Below are 25,227 nucleotides of genomic sequence, written 5' to 3' on the forward strand. Positions count from 1 at the left end.
CGCCATGAAGAAAATTTATATTCTATTCGTCACATTAATCAGCACATTTGCTGTTCAGGCACAGGTCAGTTTTGGAAACAGGCAAAACCAAATCTCTAGAGGAAAAGACGGTATCAACGTTTTCGATGTACAAAAAGATACTAGAGAATTTAAAGGTCTTAGTATTGACCTTGGCGGTGCATTCAACATGGATTTCCAAGCAACAAATTCATTCAACGACCAGCCTAATAACATTACGACCACAACTACTACAGCTACGGGTACTACCACTAGATCAATTACAGGATATCGTTTAATGAATACTGAAAACAATTTTACTCTTCCTGCTGCTGATATGTATATTGGAGCTCAATTGTTTGATGGAGTAAGAGTAAACTTAGATGTTTATTTAGCTTCTAGACATCACAATGATTCTTATGTAAAAGGTGGATACTTACAAATTGACAAGTTAGACTTCATCAAAAAAGATTTCTTGGCTGATTTTATGAAATATGCTACCATTAAAATTGGACAAATGGAGAACAATTTTGGTGACGCTCACTTTAGAGGTTCTGATAATGGTAATACAATCAGAAATGCATTTGTTGGAAACAACATCATGTATTCTTTCACTACAGAAATGGGTATGGAGGTTTACTACAACAGAAATGGATTGGTTAGCATGTTAGGTGTTACAAACGGTAATTTAAATCAAAGTAATGAACAAGTTTTTTATACTGCTGGACCTAACACAAACACCACACATAGCCCTTCAATCTTAGCTAAATTGGGTTATGATAAACAGCTTAATGAAGATTTAAGAGTAAGATTGACTGGTTCTTATTACCATAATGCAAATCTTGGTAACGCAAACATATATGCAGCTAATAGATCAGGATTTGGTTATTGGGGTATATTGAATAATAACGCTTATAAAAATACTATTACGAAGACCGATGCTAATGGTACTGTTATTTCTACAACAACTACTGATGTGCCTACTAGTTTCAGTAAAACATCTACTCCAGAGGCAACGTTCAACCCTAATTTCAAAAATTGGGCTACTACATATATGATTAACCCTTTTGTAAAATACAAAGGACTTGAATTCTTCGGAACAATCGAATTGGCTTCAGGGGGAGATAAAGCTGGAAGTGATGATAAACGTACTGCTAATCAATATGCTTCAGAGCTTATTTACAGATTTGGAAACACTGAACAATTCTATATCGGAGGAAAGTACAATACCGTATCTGGAAAATTATCTAATGCCGATGCTAAAAAGGTTACTGTAGATAAATTTGAAGCAAGCGCTGGCTGGTTCATGACTAAAAACATTTTAGCGAAATTAAACTACGTTAATCAAAAATATAAAGATTATTCACAATTTACTGGAGATCCAGCTACTGGAAATCTAAACAACTTTTATGGAGGTAAATTTGAAGGTTTAGTATTCGAAGCAACAATTGCATTCTAATATAAAAACAAATGAAAACAAGATTTTCAATCTTAATTATGGGTTTAGTAGTTTTCTTTTTCTTAGGAAGTGCTAAACCCACTTTTTTTCCAGAAGATACAGCTGTGGCAATCAATAAAATAAAAATAGAAATCACAGGTCTATCAACTGTGGGTAAATACAATTGCTCAAACACTTTTACTGTAAAGGATACTGTTTACGTAAATTCAATTAAAAAAAATACTTTTAATACCGACATCAAAATGTCAAACTTTGATTGTGGCAATAAAATAATGACGAAAGATTTACAGGGAACAGTAAAAGTGAAAAAATTCCCCAACAGCACAGTTTGCATAAGTGACATTAAGCCAATTGGGAAAAATTACAAATGCAGATTAAATTTCTTCATAACTGATAAAACACTAAAATACAAAGACTTCATACTATACAACACTGACGACAAAATTCAAGGAACTCTTAGTTTGAAATTCTCTGATATCGATTTGGAACCACCAGTAAAAATGGCAGGATTAATTAAAGTAAAAGACGATATTATTATTAATTTCAGTTTATACAAAAACTAATATTTTTCTTCTAAAAAAATTAATGCTCAACATCATAATTTCAAAATTTTGGCACAAGAATTGTCTAGCTCTTAAAAGAAAAATAATCTTACAAAGAGCTCAATCATTTTAAAATTTGTAATTTTATTTTTCAGCCATTTAACCTTTAAGTTTTATCAACCTAAAAAAAATTGAAATTATGAAAAAACAAATTTTGAGTTTAGCTGTAATTGCTTTATTAGCATTCGCTGTTCAATCATGCGAGAAAAAAGAAAACAAACCTGCGGAAGACGAATTAACGCTTGGCAACAAAGTTGATTCTTTAACAACAGATATTAAAGAAGTAAAAGACAGCGCAGTAAGTAAAGCAGAAAGCGCTGCTACTAAAGCAAAAGATGCTACAGAAAATGCAGCAAACGATGTAAAAGATGCTACTAAAAAAGCGGCTAATGATGTAGAAGCAGCAGCTAAAAAAGGAGCTGAGAAAGTAGAAAATGCCGCAAAAGCTGCAAAAGACGGAACCGTAAAAACAGCTAAAGAAGTAAATGAAGCTTTGAAAAAATAAAATTCATAGTAATCCAAACAGAAGCCATTCGCAAAACGGATGGTTTTTTTATGCCAATTCGCAAGCAGATATTTTTGTATTTTTGTCTTCAAATTACAAGATACTACAACATGCATTTTATATCTCAAGAATTAGAAGATTACATCGAACAGCATTCTGAAAACGAACCAGAATTATTGTCGAAACTGAATAAAGAAACTTACCAGAAAATACTTTTGCCAAGAATGTTGAGCGGCCATTTTCAAGGCCGTGTTTTAAGTATGCTTTCAAAACTGATTCGTCCAGTCAATATTCTTGAAATTGGAACTTACACAGGTTACGCTGCTTTATGTTTATGCGAAGGAATGCAGGAAAACGGGCAATTGCATACCATTGATATCAAAGAAGAATTAGTCGATTTTCAGCGAAAGTATTTTGACGCATCGCCTTGGGGAAAACAAATTTTTCAACATTTAGGGGAAGCCGTAAACATCATTCCAGATTTAGACTTAAAGTTTGACTTGGTTTTTATTGATGCCGACAAAGAAAACTACCTGAACTACTGGGAAATGATTGTTCCAAAAATGAATAAAGGAGGCATCATTTTATCAGATAATGTTTTATGGAGCGGAAAAATTCTGGAACCAGTACATCCAAATGATGTCAGTACAAAAGTGCTTTTAGAGTACAATCAGCTTTTAAAAGATGATCCTAGAGTAGAGACTGTTTTATTGCCAATTCGTGATGGATTGACGGTTAGTCGTGTTCTATAATTTTTTAGATTCTAAAGTTCTATTCAGATTTTAACCATTTTATAATGATTCACTCAAAACAAATTGATAGCGAAGGATTTTCAATAATTAATAATGTTTTTACAGAAAATGAAATTGAAAATCTAATTTCATTGATTGACAATAAAACCAAAAATGATTCTGATAATTCGACTTTTAGAAAATCTGAAGATTTGTTTGCCATTAGACAATTCCATAAAGAAGTTCCAGAAACTCTTCCTTTTATTTTTAATGAAAAGCTACAGAACATTATAGAGTCTATTTTCGGTAAAGGCTTTTTTATAACAAAATCAATTTATTTTGACAAACCAGAAAAATCAAATTGGTTTGTAGCCTATCATCAAGATTTAACGATTTCTGTTGATCAAAAAATTGAAATAGAAAATTTTGAAAACTGGACGGTAAAACAAAATCAATTTGCAGTTCAGCCACCTACAGAAATATTAGAAAACAATTTTACAATTAGAATTCATATTGACAAAACTACTAAAAACAATGGCGCTTTAAAAGTTATCAATAATTCACATTCAAAAGGAATTTTGCGAATTGAAAATCTTGATTTCGAAAAAGAAAAAGAAACAATTTGTGAAGTCGAAAAAGGTGGCATTATGATTATGAAACCGTTATTGTTTCACGCTTCCAATAAAACTACAAACAACGAACGCAGAAGAGTGATTCATATTGAATTTAGCAAACAACAGCTTCCAAATGGATTGGAATGGAGTGAAAAAACAATCTTGAATTAGTTTATGTAAGATTTGAGTTGCTAAGATACTAAGGTTCTAAGTTTTTGGAACTATGTGAGTTTGCCTCCAACTTTAGTTGGAGACAATTGTTTTAAAAGCAAAAAAAAGGCTTAGCCAAATACACAATTGTATTTTTTGGCTAAAGCCTTTTTATTTAACCTATAAAAAAAACCTCCAGCTCTAGCTGGAGGCAATTTATAATAATATATCTTTAAAACCTTATTATCTTAGCATCTCAGAGCCTTAGCAACTTAGCATCTTATCCCGGAAAATACTGCGGTTTTAGTTTTCTATAAACTAAATAAAGTAAAAATCCGAAAAGAGCTCCAAAGAAATATCCTGTAAGGATATCACCTGGATAATGCAATCCTAAATAAATTCGGCTGTAAGCAAAGATTAAAGGCCACAAAAACAGCAAACCAAAATATTTGAAATAGCGCTTTAGAATCAAAAATAAGAAAGTCGCAACCGCCATAGTATTAGCTGCATGTCCAGAGAAAAAGCTATATGATTTTCTAACTTGAACCACTCGAATGATAGAGTTTACTTCAGGATCATTACATGGTCGTAACCGCTGAAAAGTATGTTTGAACAAATTACAGGTCTGATCTGTAAAAGCAATTAAAACAGCTACAAAAAGTAATAAATACAGGGTTTGTTTTCCTCCAATTTTTTTATAAATAAGATAGAATAGCAATAAGAAAAATGGCGTCCAATACAGCTGATTGGTAATAATAAGCCATAATTTATCGTATGTTTCAGAACCTAATCCGTTAAGAAAGATTAAAAGATCTTTATCTAATTCCTGTATTTTTTCAAGCATTACATTTGGCGTTTTATAGGTCCAGAAAGAGTGTCAATATCTTCTTTTACTTTTTCGATTTCAGTGGCAGTATCTCCTAAAAGATTTCCTGTATCTCCAAGTAAATTCGATTTTGCATTATTAATTTCTGCATTGATATTTCCAGTAATATCATTCAGCGATTTAGAATCAAGACCATTTGCCTCTGCTCCTTTCTGAATTTCACTTTTAATATCATTGGTTGCATTTTTTAATTGAGCCATAGCTTTACCCATTGTACGTGCAATTTCTGGCACTTTATCTGAACCAAAAAGCATTAGTACTATAAACAGTATAAAAACTAATTCTCCTCCTCCTATACCAAACATAACTTTTAATTTTGTAGTGGCAAAGATATTAAATTTTGCAGCTTAGAGTTTTAAAATTAACTTAAAAAGTCCTTGAAAATGCATTTAATTAAAATAAAAAAGCTCATCAAGCATTTATAAACCTGATGAGCTTTTTATAAGTTTTTAATTTATTTAGTCAAATTTTGACTTTGTTTCTGCTTTTGGCCAAGAGTTATTGGTTACATCAATATCAGCCGTTAGCAATTGCGGGTCAATTTGAATACTCTTAATTGCTTTTGTTGTAGCATATACTTTTCTAGCCGTATCATTACTTTTTCTCCAGATTTGCGCTGGATATTTGTAATTATCTTTAGAACCATCTTCGTAAGTAATCTCAACTAAAATCGGCATAATCATTCCGCCTGGTTTGTTAAATTCTACTTCGTAGAAATACTTAGGAGATTTGATACTTGCTTTTTCTTCAGCTGTAAAAGTCTGATCTACATAATCTGCTAAAGGTTTGAAATCTTGCACTTTTAGAGCTTTTTTCTTAGAATCGCTCACTTCTGCATTATCTCCAGCGACTAAGTAAACAAAAGGTCCTTTTTCATATCCAAAACGTCCTTTTCTAACTTTTACGTCTTTAATATCTGTAGTCGGAGTATCTGAAACGTAATATTGTTTTACGTCTTTAATTCCGATATCTACGAAATCTGTTGAGTAGAACCAACCTCTCCAGAACCAATCTAAATCTACTGCAGAAGCATCTTCCATTGTTCTAAAGAAATCTTCTGGAGTTGGATGCTTAAACTTCCATCTGTTTGCATATGTTCTGAATGCATGGTCGAATAATTCTCTTCCCATGACTACTTCTCTTAAAATATTAAGACCTGTAGCTGGTTTTCCGTACGCATTATTCCCGAATTGGTGGATTGTTTCAGAGTTTGACATAATTGGCTCCAAGAACTTTTGATCACCGCTCATATAAGGAACAATATTCCTTGCAGGCCCTCTTCTTGAAGGGAAATTTGAATCTAATTCCTGTTCAGCCAAATATTCTAAAAATGAATTCAAACCTTCATCCATCCAAGTCCATTGGCGCTCGTCAGAGTTTACAATCATTGGGAAGAAAGTGTGTCCAACTTCGTGGATAATAACACCAATCATTCCGTTTTTAACTTCTTTGCTAGTTACTCCATTTTCGTCAGGACGTCCATAATTCCAACAAATCATTGGATATTCCATACCTTGATCTTCTGCAGAAACTGAAACTGCTTTTGGATAAGGATAATCAAAAGTATGAGAAGAATAGCTTTTTAAAGTATGAGCCACAACCATTGTAGAAGTTTCTCCCCAAAGCGGGTTTGCTTCTTTTGGATAAACAGACTCTGCCATAACAGTTCTGTTTCCAATTTTCACAGCCATTGCATCGTAAATGAATTTTCTTGAAGAAGCAATTCCAAAATCACGAACATTTTTAGCGCTAAATTTCCAAGTTTTCTTCTTTTCAGAGAAACCTTTTTCAGCTGCTTCCGCTTCTGCCTGCGTTACAATAACTACAGGTTTATCAAATGATTTCTGCGCCTGCTCATAACGTTTAACCTGCTCAGCAGTAAATACTTCGCTTCTGTTCATCAATTCTCCAGTTGCGTCGATTACGTGATCTGCAGGAACTGTAATGTTTACATCAAAGTTTCCGAAAGGAAGAGCAAACTCTCCGCTTCCCCAAAACTGCATGTTCTGCCATCCTTCAACATCATTGTAAACTGCCATTCTTGGGTAGAATTGAGCAATCACGTATAATTTATTGCCGTCTTTCTCGAATAATTCATATCCTGAACGACCGCCCTCTTTTCTGTAGTTATTGATATTATACCACCATTTGATAGAGAACGAAATTTTTTCTCCTGGTTTTAAAGGCGAAGTCAAATTAATACGCATCATGGTTTCATTGATCGTATAAGACATTGGACTTCCTTTAGCATCTTTAACTTGCTCAATATTAAAACCGCGCTCTAAATCTTTTTTCAAATATTTAGAAGAAAAACCATCAAGCGGTAAAACTTGACTAATTTTATCACTTTCCGCTAATGAAGTTTGCGTATTTGCTTTCGCTTGATTTTGATCTAATTGCACCCATAAATATTCCAAACTATCTGGTGAATTATTAGTATAGGTAATGGTTTCAGAACCGCTTAATTTTGAATTTTTATCGTCCAATTCAACATCGATTTTGTAATCTGCTTGTTGTTGGTAATAAGCAGGTCCTGGAGCTCCAGAAGCTGTACGAAACATATTTGGTGTCGCCAGTAAATCATACATTTGGCTAAACTTGTTTGTGTCGTATTTTCCTTGTTGTTTGGCAGGGGCTGTTACTGGTTTATCCTGCGCCACTAGCATTGCAGGAAAAAGCAATAATAATGAAAGTTTTTTCATAAAAATTTAATGGTAATTTCTTTAGGCTGTGAAAATAGTAATTAAAACATTAATTTTATCAATACTTTAATATTTTAACAATTCTTTCCTTGAAGATTCTGTAAAAAGAACACTTCTTTTGGTATCAAATGCTGAAATATGTGTAATGTTTTGCTGTTCTGAGTTCCAATCAACCAAAATAGTATTTGAAATTTCAAGGGTTTTAAATTTATCTATATCCTTAATTCTTGAATAACAAACCAAAACATCATCAGCTTCAACTTCTTTAGATAAAAAAGTTATGTCTTTTTGCTGTCCATTTACTTTAATTGAAAAATGTTCAGATAGATATTTTTTTAATAATTCAACATCTGCCGGAGTTTCTTTGCTCGTACCAACAAATGTCTTTTTGTGATACTTCTTCTCCATTGCATTATTTAAATCATCAATAAAAATTCGGGAAGTAATCTGCAGCATCTTCTTTTCAGCAGCATAATTTACTTGAAAAACCCCTACATAAAATTTATGAAAAACAAATGCCGAAGTCAATACAAACAAAACTCCCAGCAAAGGATAAATTATTCTTTTTTTCATTTTTGGGCAGCCTCAGCTTTCTTAAATTCTTTATTCTTATTAATCATGAAATCCATCAACTGGAATTTCTGATCTGGATCTACTAATTCTTTCGAATGCGGATCATTTGAGCAATACATCAAAAACAATTCTACTTCATCATCTTTAAGATTGAGTGTTTTAGAATAAAAATCTTTTGTAAAGTTATCTTTAGCATATTCTACAAAAGCAATATCCGTGATTTCCTCCTCTTTTACTTCTTCTTTTTTGCTCAAAAGTTTTTTGACATCTTTAAAGATGCGAACAAAATCAGTTCCGTATTTTATAGTCTGATCAGAAAGCATAGCATTATTTTTTGCGGTAGACTGTTTATCGTCCTCAAACTGCATATCAACGTATTTCTGAGAACCGCCTTGCAATGATTTTACTTTTAATTCCTTATGAACCACAACTTCTTTAAGCTGATTGTTAACCAAATCAAGCTTTATTTTCAAAAGAACCTCAGCACAATCTTTCTCAGTCAAAACCATTTTTTTTGATTGAAATGTCAAGCCAGAAAACAACAAAGTGTCTTTAGGCTGCGCCATGATATCAAACAAACCGCCAGAACCAATAAATGTTCTAACATTCGCATTAATATTCATTACATAACCACTTTCAATGGCTAAAAAATCGTTTACAACCTGACCGTGTAATGGTTTCCTGAAACCGTTTTGTCCTAATACAAATTGACAAAATAAGCAGACAACGAGTACTCCTAATTTATTTTTCATTTTCGAGAATTGTTAGATATTTTCTTGCTAGATCTGTGATTAAAAACATACTCATTGTTTTGTTTTTACTATTCAAAGATACAGCAAAATCAGCATCATCCACACAAAATAATTGAAATCCTTTAATATCATCGACAGGAATTTTCAATCTATCGGTATAATAATTCTCCTCAAAAAGATATTCTAGTTTTCTAAAAAGAGCTTCTTTTTTCTCTACATTCACTTCTTTTTTCAACATTGCAGTTCGTCCCGAAATCTTATTCAATAACTTATCAATAGATGTTGAAGTCGCAGTATAAACTTTTCGTTCTGCTGGCGTGTATTTTTTTTGTCCGTACGGAATAATCCCAAGATTTTCGGCTGTTATATTAGCATTTTCATTAACAACCACCTCTTTCAGCTCCACTTCTTTTGCAGTCATTTTTACAACTAAAGAAGTATTAGCCAAATGTTCTTGAGCAATTCTAATCCTTACAGGATCTAAGTTTACAGCAGAAAAAACCAAAACATCTCCTTCCCGTACGGCAATAGAAAAATTACCATCAGAATCAGAAACAGCAGTTGCTTGAGTGGCATTATTTATAATATTTACTCCTTCAACAGGACTAGATTGCTCTTGCACTTTTCCCACTAAAAGTTTAACATCATTTTTTTGCCCAAAACTTATCTGAACAAAAAAAAGAACAATAATCGATATAATACTATTTATTCTCACCAGCAATCATTTCTTTATACTTTACAGCCAATTCTCCTAAAAGAAATTCTGTAGAAGTTTTATTTTTTGAATTCAAAATGGCAGTAAATTTGTCATTTTCCACAGCATAATATTCAAAGCCTTTTACATAATCTGCCGGAATTTTTAATCGATCGATAAAATGCTCCAGACTAAACATGTTTTCAAGAAGTTTCATAAAAAATTCTTTCTTCTCAACAGCAACCTCTTTCTTAAGCATCGCAGTTCTTCCCGAGAAAAAATTCAGCAGCGGATCTGCAGAAATAGAACCTCCAGCCATCATACCAGCATCTGCTGTAGCATTTAGCGCAGTCGCTGTCTGCAACTTACGCTCTGCTGCAGTGTATTTCTTTTGCCCCAAAGGCACTATCCCTAAACTTTCAGCATTAATATTATCATATCGCTTTACAACAACCTCTTGCAGCTGATACATCACCATAGTAAGATTGACAGAAAAATTAAGATTTGAAAAATCTTCTTGTTTCAGCAAAACTCTTTTTTCTTTAAAACTTATTGAAGAGAAAACCAGAACATCATCTGCTTTTGCCAAGATCGAAAAAGATCCAGAAGCATCTGTTGTCACAGTTTCTTCTGTTTGCGCATTGATTACATAAATACCTTCCAAATCAGAGGTATTCGAAACCACTTTACCATTAAAAACAGAACGATCCTGATTTTGCGACCAGCAAACCTGACCTGCCACAACAATTAAAAAACAAGTAATTTTCTGAAACAAAATAAAATAATTTAAAAATATTCTTAAAACGGTAAAAATATCTTAAGTCACTCCAAATTTAATATTAACGACATGGTAAAAATATGTTAATTAAAATATTAAAAATTCAAACAAAAACAGAGTTTTTAATACCTTTAACAAACAAAATTTGAGTTTAAAAATCATGAAAAGCATTATCATTGCAAGCACTTCTACTTTGCACGTAGGCAACTACTTAGAATATCTTTTACCTACTTTAAAAACACATTTTAAAAATTGCAAAACAATTTTATTCATTCCTTATGCACGCCCAAGCGGTATTTCACACGATGAATATACTCAAAAAGCTTCGGAGGCTTTTAGCACAATCAATATCAATGTTAAAGGAATTCATGAATTTGAGAATCCACAAGATGCAATAAAAAATGCTGAGGGAATTTTTACGGGAGGAGGCAATACTTTTTTACTGGTTACTCAGCTTTATAAAAACAATATTATGCAACTGCTTTCTGAAACTGTAAAAAACGGCACTCCTTATCTAGGCTCAAGTGCAGGAAGCAATATTTGCGGTTTGTCAATGCAGACTACTAACGACATGCCTATTATTTATCCACCGAGTTTTCAAACTTTAGGATTAATCCCTTTTAACTTAAATCCGCATTATCTGGATGCCGATTTACAATCTAAGCACATGGGAGAAACTCGCGAAACAAGAATCAAAGAATTTCATGCTTTCAATTCAATTCCAGTTTTAGGCTTAAGAGAAGGAAGCTGGCTAGAAGTTAAAGGAGAAAAAATTACTTTGAAAGGAGATCTAAAAGCTCGTTTGTTCAGACAAAACCAAGCCCCAATCGAACTAGAACCAGAAAGCGATTTGAGCGATTTGAAATAAAATCCCAATTTTTAAATTCCAAATTCCAAAATAAAAAAGTAACTAAATGTGAAAATTGGGATTTGGAATTTAAAAATATTAGAATTTACATTTTGTTCAAAAGCAAAAAGCCTCAAACAATGTTTGAGGCTTTTGAAGAGCGAAAGACGAGGCTCGAACTCGCGACAACCAGCTTGGAAGGCTGGAGCTCTACCAACTGAGCTACTTTCGCATTAACCGGGTGCAAAACTAAAAAATTTAATTTTTAAAACAAAATAAAAATCAAAAAATTTATTTTCACATAAGTAAAACGTGTTTACTTTTTAGAGCGAAAGACGAGGCTCGAACTCGCGACAACCAGCTTGGAAGGCTGGAGCTCTACCAACTGAGCTACTTTCGCATTGGTTGTGCAAATATAAAAAGAAAGTTCAGTTCAAAACAAGCTTTTGGACAAAAAAAATCAATAAAAATCGACATTTTTTTATAACTTATTTAAAATTAAAAAGTTATAAAAGCAATATTTTTTCAAAAAATATGATTACAACCAGAGAAATTCAATCAAAAGAAACTTATGCCGTTTGTCAAACTATTTCAAGAAAAGGAAAACCTATAGAAAGTTGCGTCTTTAAAGGAGGCGATCTAGAATCTACCCGTCATTTTGGTTTATTTGAGGATAAAAAATTTAACAGGAATTATTTCGTTATTTGAAAAAATCAACCCTATATTTGTCGCTCAAAATCAAGCTCAGATTCGAGGGATGGCTGTTTTGGAACCCATCAAAAGATGAATACCAAATACTTGGTGAAACATTTGAGATTAAAATGTTGAAGAACATATTTGATGTTTAAAAAATTATAAAATGAAAAAACTTTACTCATTAGTAGTAATATGCCTTTTTCTGGGCTGTAAAAAAGAAGACCCGAAACCCGCACCTATTGTCAAAAAAAAGGTGCCAGCAATTATACTTACTGACGAGAGAACAGTTGAAATAGACACAGCATTAATAGGAACTTATAAAAATGAAACCTTAAAACAGTTTTACGCCGCATCTGAAAATCAAACCGTATGGGGAAATCTTAAAAAGAGGACTTTTGTTTTATCGCAATTAGAAAAATCTGAAGAACTTGGCTTAGAACCAGAAGATTATAAAATATCTCAACTAAAAAAATTCGAAAGTAAAGTCGCTTCGTTAAACGATAAAGATTTAGCTAAGTATGATATTTTGCTGACTTTTAATTTTGAAAAATTTCTAAACCATATCTATAAAGGAAAGCTAGATCCTAAGAAATTGTATACCAATTGGGATTTGGACGAAAAAGAATTTGATGTGAATTCTGTTTTAATTAAAGGATTCAACAAAAATAAATTAGACAGCATTGTCGAAAATATTCAGCCTAAAACACAAACTTATAAAGAGTTACTAAAAGCGCTGGAAATCATCAATACTTTTCCAGAGGACAATATAAACACCATTGAAGCAACTGATAAAATTGTTTTAAACGATACCAATCCCGCTTTAACAAACATTAAAAAAAGGCTCTTGTATTGGAATGATATGTCAGGAAAAGACAGCCTTAACAATATTTACAACCACAAAACTTTTGAAGCAGTTAAAAGATTCCAAGAAAGGCACGGTTTAGCTTCTGACGGAATTATCGGAGCTGGAACTATTCGGGCTTTAAACTATTCTAAAGAAGATAGAAAAAAACAGATTATTGCCAATTTAGAGCGTTGGAGATGGTATCCGTCAGAATTGGCTGAAAATTATTTCATTATAAATATTCCAGATTACAGCTTAAATGTTGTTGAAAATAAGGACACAACTTTAGTTAGAAATATTGTGGTTGGAACCAGCAAAAGAAGAACACCTATTATTACTTCTTTTTTAAAAACGGTTGTTTTTAATCCGACTTGGACCGTTCCTCCGACAATTTTAAAAGAAGATGTGGTTCCAGCTATGAAAAGAAACCGAAATTATCTGGCCAATAAAAACATTACTATTTACGATACTGCTGGAAAGGTAGTTTCTCCAATGGCTTGGAATGAAAACAAACCAAACAATTATCGTTATGTACAAAGTCCTGGTTATGATAATTCGTTAGGACTAATGAAAATTTTATTTCCAAATCACCATAGTGTTTATTTACACGATACCAATCACCGCAATATTTTTGGACGCAACAACCGTTCTATGAGTTCTGGATGTGTTCGTGTCGAAAACCCACTTGAACTTGCCCAACATATATTAGATGTTGACGGAAACTGGCCACAAGATAGAATTGACACTATTATTGCGAGTAAAACAACGATGAGTTTCAAGATTACCAAAAAATATGCTTTGTACCAATGGTATTGGACAGCATGGAGCAAAAAAAATCAGCTCATTTTTAGAGCTGATATTTATGATTTAGATTCGGATTTATATAAGCAATTAAGAAATTAGCCTTTCTTCCATCGCAAAACTTCTTGAAGGATGGTAGATATACAAACACGATTTGTCTTTTATTAATTGAATAATTTCGTTTGTCAATTCAACTGGAAGTGCTGGACAGCCTTGGCTTCTGCCTAATCTTTTATGATTTCTTATAAAAGATTCAGACACATAATCTGCACCATGCATTACAACGCCTCTTTCACGAGCATTGTCATTTACGCCATTCTCTAAACCATCTAAACGCAATGAAGCACCATGTTTTCCTTGATAAATTTCACCAGTTGCATAAAAACCTAAACTGCTTTTAAATGATGAATTGAGATTTGAAAATGCTGAAGCAAATTCTTCACCAGTATTTCTACCGTGAGCCACAAGAGAATTAAACAAAATGGTATTGCTAGTTAGATCAATCACCCACAAACGTTTAGTGTTTGATGACAAACTGAAATCAATTAATGTTAAGATATTTTTCTTGATCACTCCTCTTTCTTTCAACAAATAAAATCCTTTTAAAGCTTCTGAGAAAGTTTTAAGCTCAGGCATTTTAAAGTTGTTTGAATTTAATGAGTTATAAACGCTCTCGATTTTAGAATCTACTGTAACTTTTTCGACTTTAGCAATCGACTTTACAATGGCATTTTTTTTAAGATCGGCTGTGTTTTTTGAATCTTTTCCAAAAGACAATAGCAAAAACACAAATAACGGATAAATTTTGTAAATCATTGAATTTCTTTAGGTTAAACAAAAAATTTGGGTATCGCAAAAATATAAAAAAATCACGCCTTGCAAAATATAAGCCTGATTTTCAAGGCTTTTTTACTGAAATTTTAACATTATTAACACAAATTTGCTTTTCCTGTAAGATTTTATCTTATGTTAAAAATCACAAGATTTTAAGCCGTTTCTTAAAAAAAGTAAAACAAAAATGAACAATCTAGAAACCTAAACTGTAACAAGTAGAACAAAATTGAGTCTATTGCTACTATAAAAAAATATATTTGCACTTTATTCCGCATCAAAAAAACCAATGAAAAAAATCACATTCTTCTGTTTTCTACTATTATCTATGTGGAGTTATGCCCAAAAAAAGTCAATTCAGGCGCAAGTAACTTCACATACCATATCTATTGACGGAAAACTAGATGAATCTGCATGGGAAAGTGTACCAGTTGCTACTGACTTTATCATGCTCGAACCAGACAACGGAAAAGCTATTCCGTATGAAAAACGAACTGAAGTTAAAGTCATATATAATAATGATGCGGTTTATATTGGCGCGATGATGTATGATGACGAACCTTCAAAAATTTTAAAGGAAATCTCTCAGCGAGATAATTTTGGAACCGCAGATCTATTTGGTGTTTTTATAAATGGTTTTAATGACGGCCAGCAAGATTTTATGTTTTATGTATCTGCAGCCGATGTTCAAGGCGATTGCATTATGACCGATGCAAATGGCGAAGATTATTCTTGGGATGCCGTCTGGATCAGTAAAGCAGCTATAGCAGATAACGGATGGATTGTTGAGATGAAAATTCCGTACTCGGCACTGCGTTTTTCTGGAGAAAATAAACAAATCTGGGGAATCAACTTTTTCAGAGAAATTAAACGTGACCGTTATAAATATACCTGGAATTTTGTTGACAGAAAGATTGGAACCTTTACACAACAGGCTGGAACTCTTGAAGGAATTCAAAACATTAAACCTCCTACTCGACTGTTTTTTATGCCTTATGCATCGTATTATCTAAATGCCGCCGACGGACAAAAAACATATGGAACAATTAAAGGAGGAATGGATATTAAATATGGTATAACTGATGCTTTTACAATTGATGCCATTTTAATTCCAGATTTTGGACAGACAAAATACGACGATCAGATTTTAAATCTCGGGCCTTTTGAACAGCAATTTAATGAAAATAGAGCCTTTTTTACGGAAGGAACAGATTTGTTCAGCAAAGGAAATATATTTTATTCCCGAAGAATTGGAGGCGCTCCATCCATAGATCCTTCATTAAATGAAAACGAAGAAATTACAGAATTACCCGCAGCCGTAAATTTGGTTAATGCCTTAAAATTATCAGGGAGAACAAAAAACGGACTTGGAATTGGTGTTTTAAATGCCGTTACAGAAAAAACTTTTGCTACCATAAAAAATACTGAAAGCGGAGAAACAAGACGTGTAATTGTAGAACCGCTCACCAATTATAATGTTTTGGTTTTAGACCAACGTTTCAGGAAAAATTCCTCGGTTACTTTTATTAATACAAATGTTAGCCGCAACGGACATTCTAGAGACGCCAACGTAACAGGTCTGGCTTGGGATTTAAACACAAAAGCCAATACTTATAGTCTATTCGGAAATGTAAAATACAGTTTAATAAATGACATCAAAGATAAAAGCGGTGTTTTTTCGACAATAACTTTGGCCGAAACGAGCGGAAATTATAGATATAGCGTAGGTTCTGATTTTGTAACTAAAGATTACGACCCTAATGATCTGGGCATTAATTTCTATACGAATTATTACAACTTTTATGGAAATGCCAATTATAGAATTCTAAATCCGACGAAAAAATTCAATACGTTTAGAATCAACTATAATATGTATACCGAATTCAATAAAGAATCTGGAAAATTACAAGACAATAATATTAATGCGAATTTAAATTTAACAACAATAAAAAATAATTATTACGGAACTGGCATTACGTTTTACCCATTAGAAATTAATGATTATTATGAACCACGCGCAGAAAACAGATATGTAACAATTCCGAGAAAAATAGAAACTTGGGGTAGCATTTCAACCAATTACAACCACAAATTTGCAATTGATCTGAATGGAACTTTTAATGTTTTTGATGAATCTGATCGTATTACATACGGATTTGATATTGGTCCAAGATATCGTTTCAGCGATAAATTATTACTGACTTATTTCTTTAGCTATATTCGAAAAAACAACAATAAAGGCTACATCGATCAAATTGATGGCGATAATAACAAAGCCACTCCAAACGATATTGTCTTTGCCAACCGAAATGTTGTTACGTATTCTAATACATTAGGAGGCAAATATGCTATAAATAGCGCCATGACTATAAATCTCGCTGTCCGCCAATATTGGTCTTATGCTGATAATAAAGACATTCTGGCTTTAGATTCGAATGGAGACCTTAGTCCGTATCCACAATATACTACCAATAAAAATTCAAGCTTTTATTCTTGGAATGCCGATTTGTCTTATTCTTGGTGGTTCGCGCCAGGAAGCCAAATTTCTGCTTTATACAGAAACAATGCCTCTAATTTTGAACGAGTTATTGATAAAGATTTCAGACACAATGTAGCAGGACTATTAAACAATGATGCCTTAAAACATATCTTTTCTGTTAGCGTAAAATACTTTATTGACTACAATGCTGTCAAAAATAAGATCAGAAAAAGAGCTTAGCGTGAATTAATTTTAAAAAATAAAGGCTTCTTCAATTAAATCAATATTTTTTTTTATAGTTCATTTTATTAAATATAAATGTAACATTCCTCAGGTTTCAAACTTTAGAAATGCCTTATATTTGTAGAAAACAAAAATGCAATGAACAAAAAAGTTATCCTTATGATTTTGGATGGTTGGGGAAAATCTCCTGACCCTAAAGTATCTGCAATAGACAATGCAAATGTTCCTTTTATAAACAGTCTTTATAAAAATTACCCAAGCGCACAGCTTAGAACTGACGGATTAAATGTTGGTCTTCCGGAAGGGCAAATGGGAAATAGCGAGGTTGGACACATGAATCTAGGCGCAGGAAGAATTGTATACCAAGATTTAGCCAAAATAAATTTAGCTGTAGAACACAAAACTTTAGCAAAAGAGCAGGTTTTAATTGACGCTTTTACATATGCTAAAGACAACAATAAAAAAGTACACTTTTTAGGATTAGTTTCAGATGGTGGTGTTCACTCACATACTTCTCACCTTCGCGGATTAATTGATGCTTCACAAGAATACGGTTTAGATCAGGTTTATGTTCACGCTTTTACAGACGGACGTGATGTTGACCCAAAATCTGGAGCAAAATATATCCACGATTTAGAAGAATATATTAAAGATACTCCTGTAAAAATCGCTTCTATCGTTGGACGTTACTACGCAATGGATCGCGACAAACGTTGGGAACGAGTAAAATTAGCTTACGACTTAGTTGTAAACGGTGTTGGAACTCCATCAACAAATGCAGTTGCAAGTGTTTTGTCTAGCTACGAAAAAGATGTCACTGACGAATTTATCGAACCTGTAGTTATCGTGAACGAAAATGCAAAACCCCTTGCTACTATTGTTGAAGGCGATGTTGTAATCTTCTTTAACTTTAGAACTGACAGAGGACGTGAACTTACTGAAGCGCTTTCTCAGCAAGATTTCCATGAGCAGAACATGCACAAACTAAACCTATATTATGTAACATTGACAAACTACGACGAAACGTACCAAAACGTAAAAGTAGTTTACAATAAAGATAATATCACCGAAACTCTTGGTGAGGTTTTAGAAAAAGCTGGCAAAAAACAAATCAGAATCGCTGAAACTGAGAAATATCCTCACGTAACTTTCTTCTTCTCTGGAGGTAGAGAAACTCCTTTTGAAGGTGAAGAAAGAATCTTAAGAAACTCTCCAAAAGTGGCAACTTATGATTTGAAACCAGAAATGAGCGCTTACGAATTGGCTGACGCTCTTGTTCCTGAATTGAATAAAGGTGAAGTTGATTTCGTTTGCTTAAACTTCGCAAACGGAGACATGGTTGGACACACTGGAATTATGGAAGCTGCAATTAAAGCTTGTGAAGCTGTTGACGCTTGCGCGAAAAAAGTTATTGACGCGGCTCTTGCTAACGATTACACTACAATTGTAATTGCTGATCACGGAAACTGCGAAACAATGATTAATCCTGATGGTTCTCCAAATACAGCTCACACAACAAACCCAGTGCCGATTATTTTAGTTGACAAACAGCTAAAAAGCATTCAAGATGGTGTTTTAGGCGACATTGCTCCAACTATTTTAGAATTGATGGGAATTCAGCAGCCAAATGCAATGACTTGTCATTCATTATTATAGAAAATATTTTTCTTCATAAAAAAGAGGCAAATTTTAAAAATTTGCCTCTTTTTTTACGCCTGTTTTTGTCATTTCGACGAAGGAGAAATCTCCGCGAGAAACTCTACAAAGATTGACTTCTCGTTGTGGAGCTACTTGTGGAGATTTCTCCTTCGTCGAAATGACAAGATTGCGCTTCTCAAATAATAAAATAATGATAAATCTGCTCAACGCCATAAATCACAAGTCCAATCACTCCTCCAACCAAAGTTCCGTTGATTCTGATATATTGAAGATCCTTTCCTATTTCTAATTCCAGCTTTTCAGAAACTTCTTTTCCATCCCAGCTTTTTACGGTTGACGAAATCAAATCTCCAATTACTTTTTTGTTGTTTAAAAGCATCGAAAGTAAATCGTTTTTAATAAAACCATTTATTTTGTCAATCATAATAGGGTCTTCTTTAATTCCATTTCCAAAAGTCTGAATCAATCCTGCAATATTATTTTTAATTGAAGAATCATCACCTTTATTTAAATCATTGGTAATCGACGATTTAATTTCATCCCAAATGCTATTGATATAATCCTGCACTTCTTTTTTTCCCACAAAACCCAAAATCACATCGTTAATTTTAACCCTCATTTCTTCTGAGTTTTTTACTTTTTCCAAGAAATTAAAAATGTACTCGTCAATTTTTAAGCGCACCGCACTTTCTGGCTTTTTAGCTTCATTTAGAAAGTCCTGCAAACCATTAAAAACCCCTTCTGTAATACTTTTATCAGCCAATCCAAAGCTTAGAAGCGGAGTCGAAGCTTTAACTTTTTGTCTAATTAAATCTTTATTATTAGTCAATTCGGTGCTCATAACTTCCAAAAGATTCGTTAGCATCTGATTTTTCAAATTACCTTTTTGCAAAGGTTCTAATGCCAGCGCCACCCAATCTCCAAAATTTATTCCTTCAATTTTTGCCGCAAACTGAACCTGAATAAACCTTCTGACATCTTCATCCTTTATCGTTCGTAAAATTCCCGGAATTACATTTACAGCAACTGCATTGGCAATTTTATTTGCATTTTCTTCTTTCGAAAGCCAATCTGAAGCTTTAGTTGCAAAATTGAATTCGTCTAATTTTATTTCTAATTTTTCTCTATCTAAAAACTCTTCAGATACAAAATTTCCTAAGTTCTCTCCAATTTCATTTTTCTTAGTCGGAATAATTGCCGTATGCCAAATCGGTATTCCCATTGGATGGCGAAATAATGCCACGACAGCAAACCAATCGGCGATTCCGCCCACCATCGCGGCTTCACTAAAAGCCTGAAGCATCGGAATTTTAAAGTAAATAGCAATTATAAATAACAACACTGCGACGCCCAAAAGCCCCAAAGCATTTCGCTTCATTTTCTTCAGCGCTTTTACTTTGGCAATATCTCGATTTATAATAGTTTCCATAATTATAAGCGTTTGTATTACTAATTTATGGCTTTTTTCTGAAACACGTTAACTCTATTGATTGTTTTGATAGCCACGACTCGAAAGAAGTGACTGCCGAAGCAATTCACGAATTTTCTTCAAAAATTAATTAATTGATTTGTGAAACACTTTTTTTTAAAATTTTGTTTTGAGATAATTCGTGAATTCGTGGCGAAAAATTTTAATTAAAAATTGTACTTTTGCCAACTGAAAATGGGAAAAATATGATTATCCAGAAAACTAGAGAGGAAATCGAATTAATGCGCGAAAGTGCTTTAATCGTATCAAAAACATTAGGAATGATTGCTTCTGAAATTAAAGAAGGAGTTACAACATTATATCTTGACAAATTAGCCGAAGAATTTATTCGTGATCACGGTGCAGTTCCAAGTTTCCTTGGATTGTATGATTTCCCGAATTCGCTTTGTATGAGTCCAAACGCTCAGGTTGTTCACGGTATTCCTAATAATATTCCTCTTAAAAACGGTGATGTTATTTCGGTTGACTGTGGCGCTTTTAAAAATGGTTTCCACGGAGACCATGCTTACAGTTTCGAAATTGGAGAAGTTGCTCCTGAAGTAAAAAAACTTTTGCAGGTAACTAAAGAATCTCTTTACGTTGGAATTAGAGAATTTAAAGCAGGAAATCGCGTAGAAGATGTTGGAAATGCGATTCAAAAATATACTGAAGCTCACGGTTACGGAGTAGTTCGTGAATTGGTTGGACATGGTGTTGGGCAAAAAATGCACGAAGAACCAGAAATGCCAAATTACGGAAAACGCGGACGCGGAAAGCTTTTTGTTGAAGGAATGGTTGTAGCAATCGAACCTATGATCAACATGGGAACTAGAAATATCAAACAACTAAAAGACGGCTGGACAATTTTGACCGCTGACGGAAAACCAAGTGCGCATTTTGAGCATGACGTTGCCTTAGTTGATGGAAAACCTGAGTTATTATCGACTTTTAAATACATCTATAAAGCTCTTGGAATTGAGAGTAATGAAGAAGATGAATTCAGACAAATTCCGTTAATCGTATAAATACAACCTCGTATCAAACCTGTGAAAAAACTTTTTAAATTAGTCCTTAACACTATTCCGCGTCCATTATTAATTCGTTTGAGTTATGTGGCGCGACCAATTTTAGCTTTCTCCTTAAAAGGAGACAAATTTACAGATCCAATTGACGGAAAAAGCTTTAAATCGTTCCTGCCTTATGGATACGGAAAACAACGTAATAATGTGCTTTCGCCAAGCACCCTTTCTTTAGAGAGACATCGTTTACTTTGGCTATATTTAAACGATCAAACTGATTTTTTTACAGCGCCTAAAAAAGTATTGCATTTTGCTCCCGAACAAGCTTTTTATAAAAGATTCCGCAAACAGAAAAACTTAGATTACACCACAACTGATTTACTTTCGCCATTGGCCGATGTAAAAGCAGACATTTGTAATTTGCCTTTCAAAGACAACGAATATGACGTTATTTTGTGCAATCACGTTTTAGAACACATTCCAGACGACACAAAAGCAATGCAGGAATTATACAGAGTTTTAAAACCAGGCGGAATGGCGATTCTTCAAATTCCTCAAGATTTATCTCGCGAAGTTACTTTTGCAGATGATTCGATTACAGATCAGAAAGAACGCGCTAAAATCTTCGGACAATACGATCACGTTCGTGTTTACGGACGCGATTATTTCGATAAATTAAGAAGTATTGGTTTTATTGTGATCGAAGAAGACTACACTAACAAAATTGCCCCAGAATTGGTTGAAAAATACTGTTTAGCAAAAGGCGAGATTATTCCGCTTTGCTTTAAACAGGAAAACTAATTTTTTTCACGATATAAGTGATATAAGTTCATTTAAAAGGAGTTTTCAAATTATTACTATTTTGAAAACTCCTTTTATTTTTTTGCCCAAACCTAAATTACAAGCCTAACCAAATCCCTAATCTTGGAACCTACAAAATCATTTCAGTTCTGTTTTGACATCAGTTTGGAAAAAAATCTGAATGTCTATATTCCAACCGCCTACATCGTTGAGAATACTAGTGAAATCAAATATTTAGACAAAAAAGCAAGTCCTGATGTACTTGAAAGTTTCGGAATCACTTTTGATAATTTAGATTCTAATTCAAAAAGAATATTAACAGCTTGCGATTCTCTTAAACCTGAATTTATTTTTAAAAAATTTGGCGCTAAAATTAAGTCCGCTAAAACAATTGCTGACTTACAGAAAGATTCAAAAATTGAATTTGCCATTCGTCAACATCTTAAATTCAATTTAAGTTCATTTTACGATTTAATTGTAAAAGAACAATTTCCTCTGTCTTTAAATCTTGGACCTGAAAAAGATTTTTACCGCTCAAGAGTCAGCATCGACCCGCTTGATTTTGAGCCTCAGATTCAGTTTGACAAACATTCCGAGGGCATTACCTATACTTTATCTTTAAAGGAAAATGAAACAATTTTCTCTCCAATGGACAGCAAAGTCGATATTCTGTTAGATGAACCAGGATGGCTTATTATCAATAAAAAACTGGGACAGCTAAAAGAGTTAAACTCCAAAAAACTGATGCCTTTTTTAAAGAAAAAATCTATTGAAATACCATCAAAATTAGTTGATGATTACTTCAAGAGCTTTATTCCTCAAATCGCAAAGAAAATTGATATTGAAGCGACAGGTTTTGAGATTGAACTTCGTGACAAAATCATTTCCTGCACAATTCAGCCTATTCATGATTTCTTTAAAAACTGCTATTATCTTAATCTTTATTTTGATTATAACGGATATTCATTTGATGCGAGCAAAACTAAAAAAACACATTCTTTTGTAGATTTTAGTGTTGCCAATGAACCCAAAATCATTCAATTTAAAAGAAATCCTGAAGAAAGTTTATATATCGAAAAATTAAATGAGATTGGTTTAACCAAAATCAAAAACGAGTTATTTGGATTAAATTCAGAGGCCGAAAACACAGATCCTTTTATCAATATTCAGCTGATTATTGACCATAAAGAAGAACTGAAAAATTTAGGTTTTACTATTGACAACCTAAAACTGGAAAGCAAAGAAATTGTCACGGAAAACTATACCGTTTCTGCTTCAAAAGAAACAGCTGGAGATTGGTTCGACATTAGAATAATAATTACCGTTGGAAATTATAAAATCAATTTCAGCGAAATTATTCCCAACATAAAAAGCAAAGAAAGACTTTTTGCATTGCCAGACGGAAACTACTTTTTGATTCCGCTAGAATGGTTCAGCAAATATGGTTCGCTGGCAAAATTAGCCAAAACAGAAAATGGCGTCCTTTTATTGCGCAAAAGCAATTTTACTGCTTTAGACGGAATTTCAGAAATTGACAGTGATTTAGATCAAATCCATCAAGCTGAATTTACTGGTTCTGACTTAATAAAAGCAACTTTAAGACCGTACCAAATTGAAGGTGTAAAATGGCTTTTAGGGCATTTCAACTCCAATATGGGCGCTTGTTTGGCTGATGATATGGGACTTGGAAAAACGTTGCAAACCTTATCTGTTTTGGTTTCTGTACAAGAACAATTAGGCTTCACAACCAAAACCACCAATTTTGATTTGTTTGCCAATGAAACTACTGTCGAAAGAGAACCGCTTAAGGCTTTAATTGTTCTTCCGTCTTCATTGGTTTTTAACTGGTTTAATGAAGCTGGCAAATTCACGCCGCACTTTTCGAAAATGCAATATGTGGGTAATGACAGAAAAATGCTAGCGAGCAGAATCAATTCGACCGATTTGATTTTTACAAGCTACAGCATCATTCATCGAGATATTTCTATTTTAGAAAAATACGATTTCCGCTATCTGATTTTGGACGAAAGTCAATACATCAAAAACAAAAATTCTAAGATTTTTAAAGCCATAAATAAAATCAGCACGGGGCATAAAATTGCTTTGAGTGGTACGCCGATTGAAAATTCGCTTGACGATTTATGGTCTCAAATGCAGTTTATCAATCCGGATATTTTAAGAAGTTATGCTTTCTTTATGGAAAATTTCAAAAATCCGATTGAGAAAAAGCAAAATGAAGAAGTTTTGGCAGAATTAAAAAACCTAATCGCTCCTTATATTTTAAGAAGAACCAAAGAACAGGTTTTAAAAGATCTTCCAGAATTGACAGAGCAGATTTATTACTGCGACATGGATCCTGAACAAGAGAAATTATACGAGAAAGAAAAATCTAAAGCTCGTAATTTCTTGCTTAAAACTGACGGTTCTGGCCTAGACAAAATCAATATCATTAACACTTTGATGAAGCTGAGACAATTGAGTAACCATCCAAAAATGGTCGATCAGGAATCTGAAGTTGATTCTGGAAAATATATTGCGGTTACCAATTATCTTGAAAACTTAGTAAAAGCAAAACAGAAAGTCATCATTTTCAGTTCGTTTGTTACCAATTTAAATTTTTACACCGATTGGTGCAATGAAAACAAAATAGATTTCTGTGAAATTACGGGTGAAACGCCTGCAGATAAAAGGGAACAACAGGTTAAAATGTTTCAAGAAAAAGACAATCCGCTATTATTCTTTATTTCGCTTAAAGCGGGGGGTGTTGGTTTGAATATTACAAAAGCTTCTTATGTTTTATTCTTAGACCCTTGGTGGAATCCTTTTGCAGAAAAACAAGGTGTGGCACGTGCGCATAGAATCGGGCAAATGAACAAGGTAAATGTGATTCGTTTTATTTCTAAAAATACAGTTGAAGAAAAAATCATCAAACTCCAGGAAAACAAAAAATTATTGTCTGACTCGCTTTTAGAAGAAAGTTATATCAATGATGAAATTGAAGGCAACTTAGAGTATATTTTAGGAAATTAATCGTTAAATCCAATAGAACGGCATCTTTTTCGTTATATAAAATTGTTATATTTACAATCTTACAAC

Annotated in this window: 22 protein-coding genes and 2 tRNA genes; 13 read left to right on the plus strand and 11 right to left on the minus strand. The window is 33.2% G+C overall.

Annotated elements, in window-relative coordinates:
• The first annotated feature begins 4 nt into the window (after positions 1-4).
• The 5 genes from FF52_RS16220 to FF52_RS16240 all read left to right on the plus strand — a co-directional run bounded on the left by FF52_RS16220 (position 5) and on the right by FF52_RS16240 (position 4,079).
• On the plus strand, positions 5-1,456 hold the full coding sequence (locus FF52_RS16220) for a hypothetical protein (protein WP_008467185.1): 1,452 nt from the start codon (positions 5-7) through the stop codon (positions 1,454-1,456).
• Between the two features lie 11 nt (positions 1,457-1,467).
• Positions 1,468-2,019: a hypothetical protein gene (locus tag FF52_RS16225; RefSeq protein ID WP_008467187.1), complete on the plus strand. Its 552-nt coding sequence runs from the start codon at positions 1,468-1,470 to the stop codon at positions 2,017-2,019.
• 178 nt (positions 2,020-2,197) lie between these two features.
• A complete protein-coding gene (locus FF52_RS16230) occupies positions 2,198-2,563 on the plus strand; it encodes a hypothetical protein (protein WP_008467188.1) in 366 nt (121 codons plus the stop codon).
• 110 nt (positions 2,564-2,673) lie between these two features.
• The gene (locus tag FF52_RS16235) at positions 2,674-3,315 is read left to right on the plus strand and encodes an O-methyltransferase (RefSeq protein ID WP_008467189.1); all 642 of its coding nucleotides are present in this window, start codon (positions 2,674-2,676) and stop codon (positions 3,313-3,315) included.
• A 44-nt stretch (positions 3,316-3,359) separates the two neighbouring features.
• A complete protein-coding gene (locus tag FF52_RS16240; RefSeq protein ID WP_008467190.1) occupies positions 3,360-4,079 on the plus strand; it encodes a phytanoyl-CoA dioxygenase family protein in 720 nt (239 codons plus the stop codon).
• A gap of 259 nt (positions 4,080-4,338) precedes the next feature.
• On the opposite strand, the gene FF52_RS16245 is transcribed toward FF52_RS16240, so the two are convergent.
• From FF52_RS16245 to FF52_RS16275, 7 genes are all read right to left on the minus strand, one after another.
• Positions 4,339-4,902 carry a phosphatase PAP2 family protein gene (locus tag FF52_RS16245; RefSeq protein ID WP_008467192.1) on the minus strand — a complete coding sequence of 188 codons (564 nt, stop codon included), beginning with the start codon at positions 4,900-4,902 and terminating at the stop codon, positions 4,339-4,341.
• Positions 4,902-5,249: a Sec-independent protein translocase subunit TatA/TatB gene (locus tag FF52_RS16250; protein WP_008467194.1), complete on the minus strand. Its 348-nt coding sequence runs from the start codon at positions 5,247-5,249 to the stop codon at positions 4,902-4,904. Before FF52_RS16250 ends, FF52_RS16245 begins: the two co-directional genes overlap by 1 nt.
• A gap of 153 nt (positions 5,250-5,402) precedes the next feature.
• Positions 5,403-7,646, minus strand: a complete 2,244-nt coding sequence (locus tag FF52_RS16255) for a M1 family metallopeptidase (protein ID WP_008467196.1) — start codon at positions 7,644-7,646, stop codon at positions 5,403-5,405.
• Between the two features lie 66 nt (positions 7,647-7,712).
• The gene (locus FF52_RS16260) at positions 7,713-8,219 is read right to left on the minus strand and encodes a DUF6702 family protein (RefSeq protein ID WP_008467198.1); all 507 of its coding nucleotides are present in this window, start codon (positions 8,217-8,219) and stop codon (positions 7,713-7,715) included.
• Positions 8,216-8,971 (minus strand): hypothetical protein, encoded by a 756-nt coding sequence (locus tag FF52_RS16265; RefSeq protein ID WP_008467200.1) that lies wholly within the window; start codon positions 8,969-8,971, stop codon positions 8,216-8,218. Before FF52_RS16265 ends, FF52_RS16260 begins: the two co-directional genes overlap by 4 nt.
• Positions 8,961-9,602, minus strand: a complete 642-nt coding sequence (locus FF52_RS16270) for a carboxypeptidase-like regulatory domain-containing protein (protein WP_236940417.1) — start codon at positions 9,600-9,602, stop codon at positions 8,961-8,963. The genes FF52_RS16265 and FF52_RS16270 overlap by 11 nt, the downstream gene beginning before the upstream one ends.
• Before the next feature lie 70 nt (positions 9,603-9,672).
• A complete protein-coding gene (locus tag FF52_RS16275; RefSeq protein ID WP_008467203.1) occupies positions 9,673-10,440 on the minus strand; it encodes a carboxypeptidase-like regulatory domain-containing protein in 768 nt (255 codons plus the stop codon).
• Positions 10,441-10,603: 163 nt separating this feature from the next.
• Here FF52_RS16275 and pepE point away from each other — a divergent pair, with 163 nt between their 5' ends.
• Entirely contained in the window at positions 10,604-11,311 is a 708-nt protein-coding gene (gene pepE / locus FF52_RS16280; RefSeq protein WP_008467205.1) for a dipeptidase PepE, read from the plus strand.
• A 138-nt stretch (positions 11,312-11,449) separates the two neighbouring features.
• Here the strand turns inward: pepE and FF52_RS16285 are convergent.
• Positions 11,450-11,522: transfer RNA gene (locus tag FF52_RS16285), tRNA-Gly, on the minus strand.
• A 95-nt stretch (positions 11,523-11,617) separates the two neighbouring features.
• Positions 11,618-11,690 (minus strand) — tRNA-Gly (locus FF52_RS16290).
• Positions 11,691-11,824: 134 nt separating this feature from the next.
• On the opposite strand from FF52_RS16290, the gene FF52_RS23665 reads away from it, so the two are divergent.
• Entirely contained in the window at positions 11,825-11,998 is a 174-nt protein-coding gene (locus FF52_RS23665; protein WP_157498631.1) for a hypothetical protein, read from the plus strand.
• Between the two features lie 151 nt (positions 11,999-12,149).
• Positions 12,150-13,733, plus strand: a complete 1,584-nt coding sequence (locus FF52_RS16300; RefSeq protein WP_008467208.1) for a L,D-transpeptidase family protein — start codon at positions 12,150-12,152, stop codon at positions 13,731-13,733.
• On the opposite strand, the gene FF52_RS16305 is transcribed toward FF52_RS16300, so the two are convergent.
• Positions 13,722-14,447, minus strand: coding sequence for a murein L,D-transpeptidase catalytic domain family protein (locus FF52_RS16305; protein ID WP_008467211.1), 726 nt, complete (start codon positions 14,445-14,447; stop codon positions 13,722-13,724). The two genes, FF52_RS16300 and FF52_RS16305, sit on opposite strands and share 12 nt — an antisense overlap.
• Before the next feature lie 304 nt (positions 14,448-14,751).
• Between FF52_RS16305 and FF52_RS16315 the strand changes: the two genes are divergently transcribed.
• Together FF52_RS16315 and gpmI are read left to right on the plus strand one after the other, a co-directional pair.
• Complete coding sequence (locus FF52_RS16315; protein ID WP_008467213.1) at positions 14,752-17,181, plus strand: DUF5916 domain-containing protein; 2,430 nt, start codon at positions 14,752-14,754, stop codon at positions 17,179-17,181.
• A gap of 141 nt (positions 17,182-17,322) precedes the next feature.
• Positions 17,323-18,840, plus strand: coding sequence for a 2,3-bisphosphoglycerate-independent phosphoglycerate mutase (gene gpmI, locus FF52_RS16320; protein ID WP_008467215.1), 1,518 nt, complete (start codon positions 17,323-17,325; stop codon positions 18,838-18,840).
• A 178-nt stretch (positions 18,841-19,018) separates the two neighbouring features.
• On the opposite strand, the gene FF52_RS16325 is transcribed toward gpmI, so the two are convergent.
• Entirely contained in the window at positions 19,019-20,272 is a 1,254-nt protein-coding gene (locus tag FF52_RS16325; protein WP_008467217.1) for a DUF445 domain-containing protein, read from the minus strand.
• Between the two features lie 245 nt (positions 20,273-20,517).
• Here FF52_RS16325 and map point away from each other — a divergent pair, with 245 nt between their 5' ends.
• The 3 genes from map (at position 20,518) to FF52_RS16340 (ending at position 25,161) form a co-directional block, all read left to right on the plus strand.
• A complete protein-coding gene (map, locus tag FF52_RS16330; protein WP_008467219.1) occupies positions 20,518-21,336 on the plus strand; it encodes a type I methionyl aminopeptidase in 819 nt (272 codons plus the stop codon).
• A gap of 21 nt (positions 21,337-21,357) precedes the next feature.
• On the plus strand, positions 21,358-22,131 hold the full coding sequence (locus tag FF52_RS16335; protein ID WP_008467221.1) for a class I SAM-dependent methyltransferase: 774 nt from the start codon (positions 21,358-21,360) through the stop codon (positions 22,129-22,131).
• A gap of 123 nt (positions 22,132-22,254) precedes the next feature.
• A complete protein-coding gene (locus tag FF52_RS16340; RefSeq protein WP_008467223.1) occupies positions 22,255-25,161 on the plus strand; it encodes a DEAD/DEAH box helicase in 2,907 nt (968 codons plus the stop codon).
• Positions 25,162-25,227 lie beyond the last annotated feature (66 nt).

This window comes from Flavobacterium sp. F52, from assembly GCF_000278705.1.
Classification (GTDB): Bacteria; Bacteroidota; Bacteroidia; order Flavobacteriales; family Flavobacteriaceae; genus Flavobacterium; species Flavobacterium anhuiense.

Coding starts and splice junctions, on each gene's coding strand:
- FF52_RS16220 (WP_008467185.1), top strand. CDS start 5: ATGAAGAAAATTTATATTCTATTCGTCACATTAATCAGCACATTTGCT.
- FF52_RS16225 (WP_008467187.1), top strand. CDS start 1,468: ATGAAAACAAGATTTTCAATCTTAATTATGGGTTTAGTAGTTTTCTTT.
- FF52_RS16230 (WP_008467188.1), top strand. CDS start 2,198: ATGAAAAAACAAATTTTGAGTTTAGCTGTAATTGCTTTATTAGCATTC.
- FF52_RS16235 (WP_008467189.1), top strand. CDS start 2,674: ATGCATTTTATATCTCAAGAATTAGAAGATTACATCGAACAGCATTCT.
- FF52_RS16240 (WP_008467190.1), top strand. CDS start 3,360: ATGATTCACTCAAAACAAATTGATAGCGAAGGATTTTCAATAATTAAT.
- FF52_RS16245 (WP_008467192.1), bottom strand. CDS start 4,902: ATGCTTGAAAAAATACAGGAATTAGATAAAGATCTTTTAATCTTTCTT.
- FF52_RS16250 (WP_008467194.1), bottom strand. CDS start 5,249: ATGTTTGGTATAGGAGGAGGAGAATTAGTTTTTATACTGTTTATAGTA.
- FF52_RS16255 (WP_008467196.1), bottom strand. CDS start 7,646: ATGAAAAAACTTTCATTATTATTGCTTTTTCCTGCAATGCTAGTGGCG.
- FF52_RS16260 (WP_008467198.1), bottom strand. CDS start 8,219: ATGAAAAAAAGAATAATTTATCCTTTGCTGGGAGTTTTGTTTGTATTG.
- FF52_RS16265 (WP_008467200.1), bottom strand. CDS start 8,971: ATGAAAAATAAATTAGGAGTACTCGTTGTCTGCTTATTTTGTCAATTT.
- pepE (WP_008467205.1), top strand. CDS start 10,604: ATGAAAAGCATTATCATTGCAAGCACTTCTACTTTGCACGTAGGCAAC.
- FF52_RS23665 (WP_157498631.1), top strand. CDS start 11,825: ATGATTACAACCAGAGAAATTCAATCAAAAGAAACTTATGCCGTTTGT.
- FF52_RS16300 (WP_008467208.1), top strand. CDS start 12,150: ATGAAAAAACTTTACTCATTAGTAGTAATATGCCTTTTTCTGGGCTGT.
- FF52_RS16305 (WP_008467211.1), bottom strand. CDS start 14,447: ATGATTTACAAAATTTATCCGTTATTTGTGTTTTTGCTATTGTCTTTT.
- FF52_RS16315 (WP_008467213.1), top strand. CDS start 14,752: ATGAAAAAAATCACATTCTTCTGTTTTCTACTATTATCTATGTGGAGT.
- gpmI (WP_008467215.1), top strand. CDS start 17,323: ATGAACAAAAAAGTTATCCTTATGATTTTGGATGGTTGGGGAAAATCT.
- FF52_RS16325 (WP_008467217.1), bottom strand. CDS start 20,272: ATGGAAACTATTATAAATCGAGATATTGCCAAAGTAAAAGCGCTGAAG.
- map (WP_008467219.1), top strand. CDS start 20,518: ATGATTATCCAGAAAACTAGAGAGGAAATCGAATTAATGCGCGAAAGT.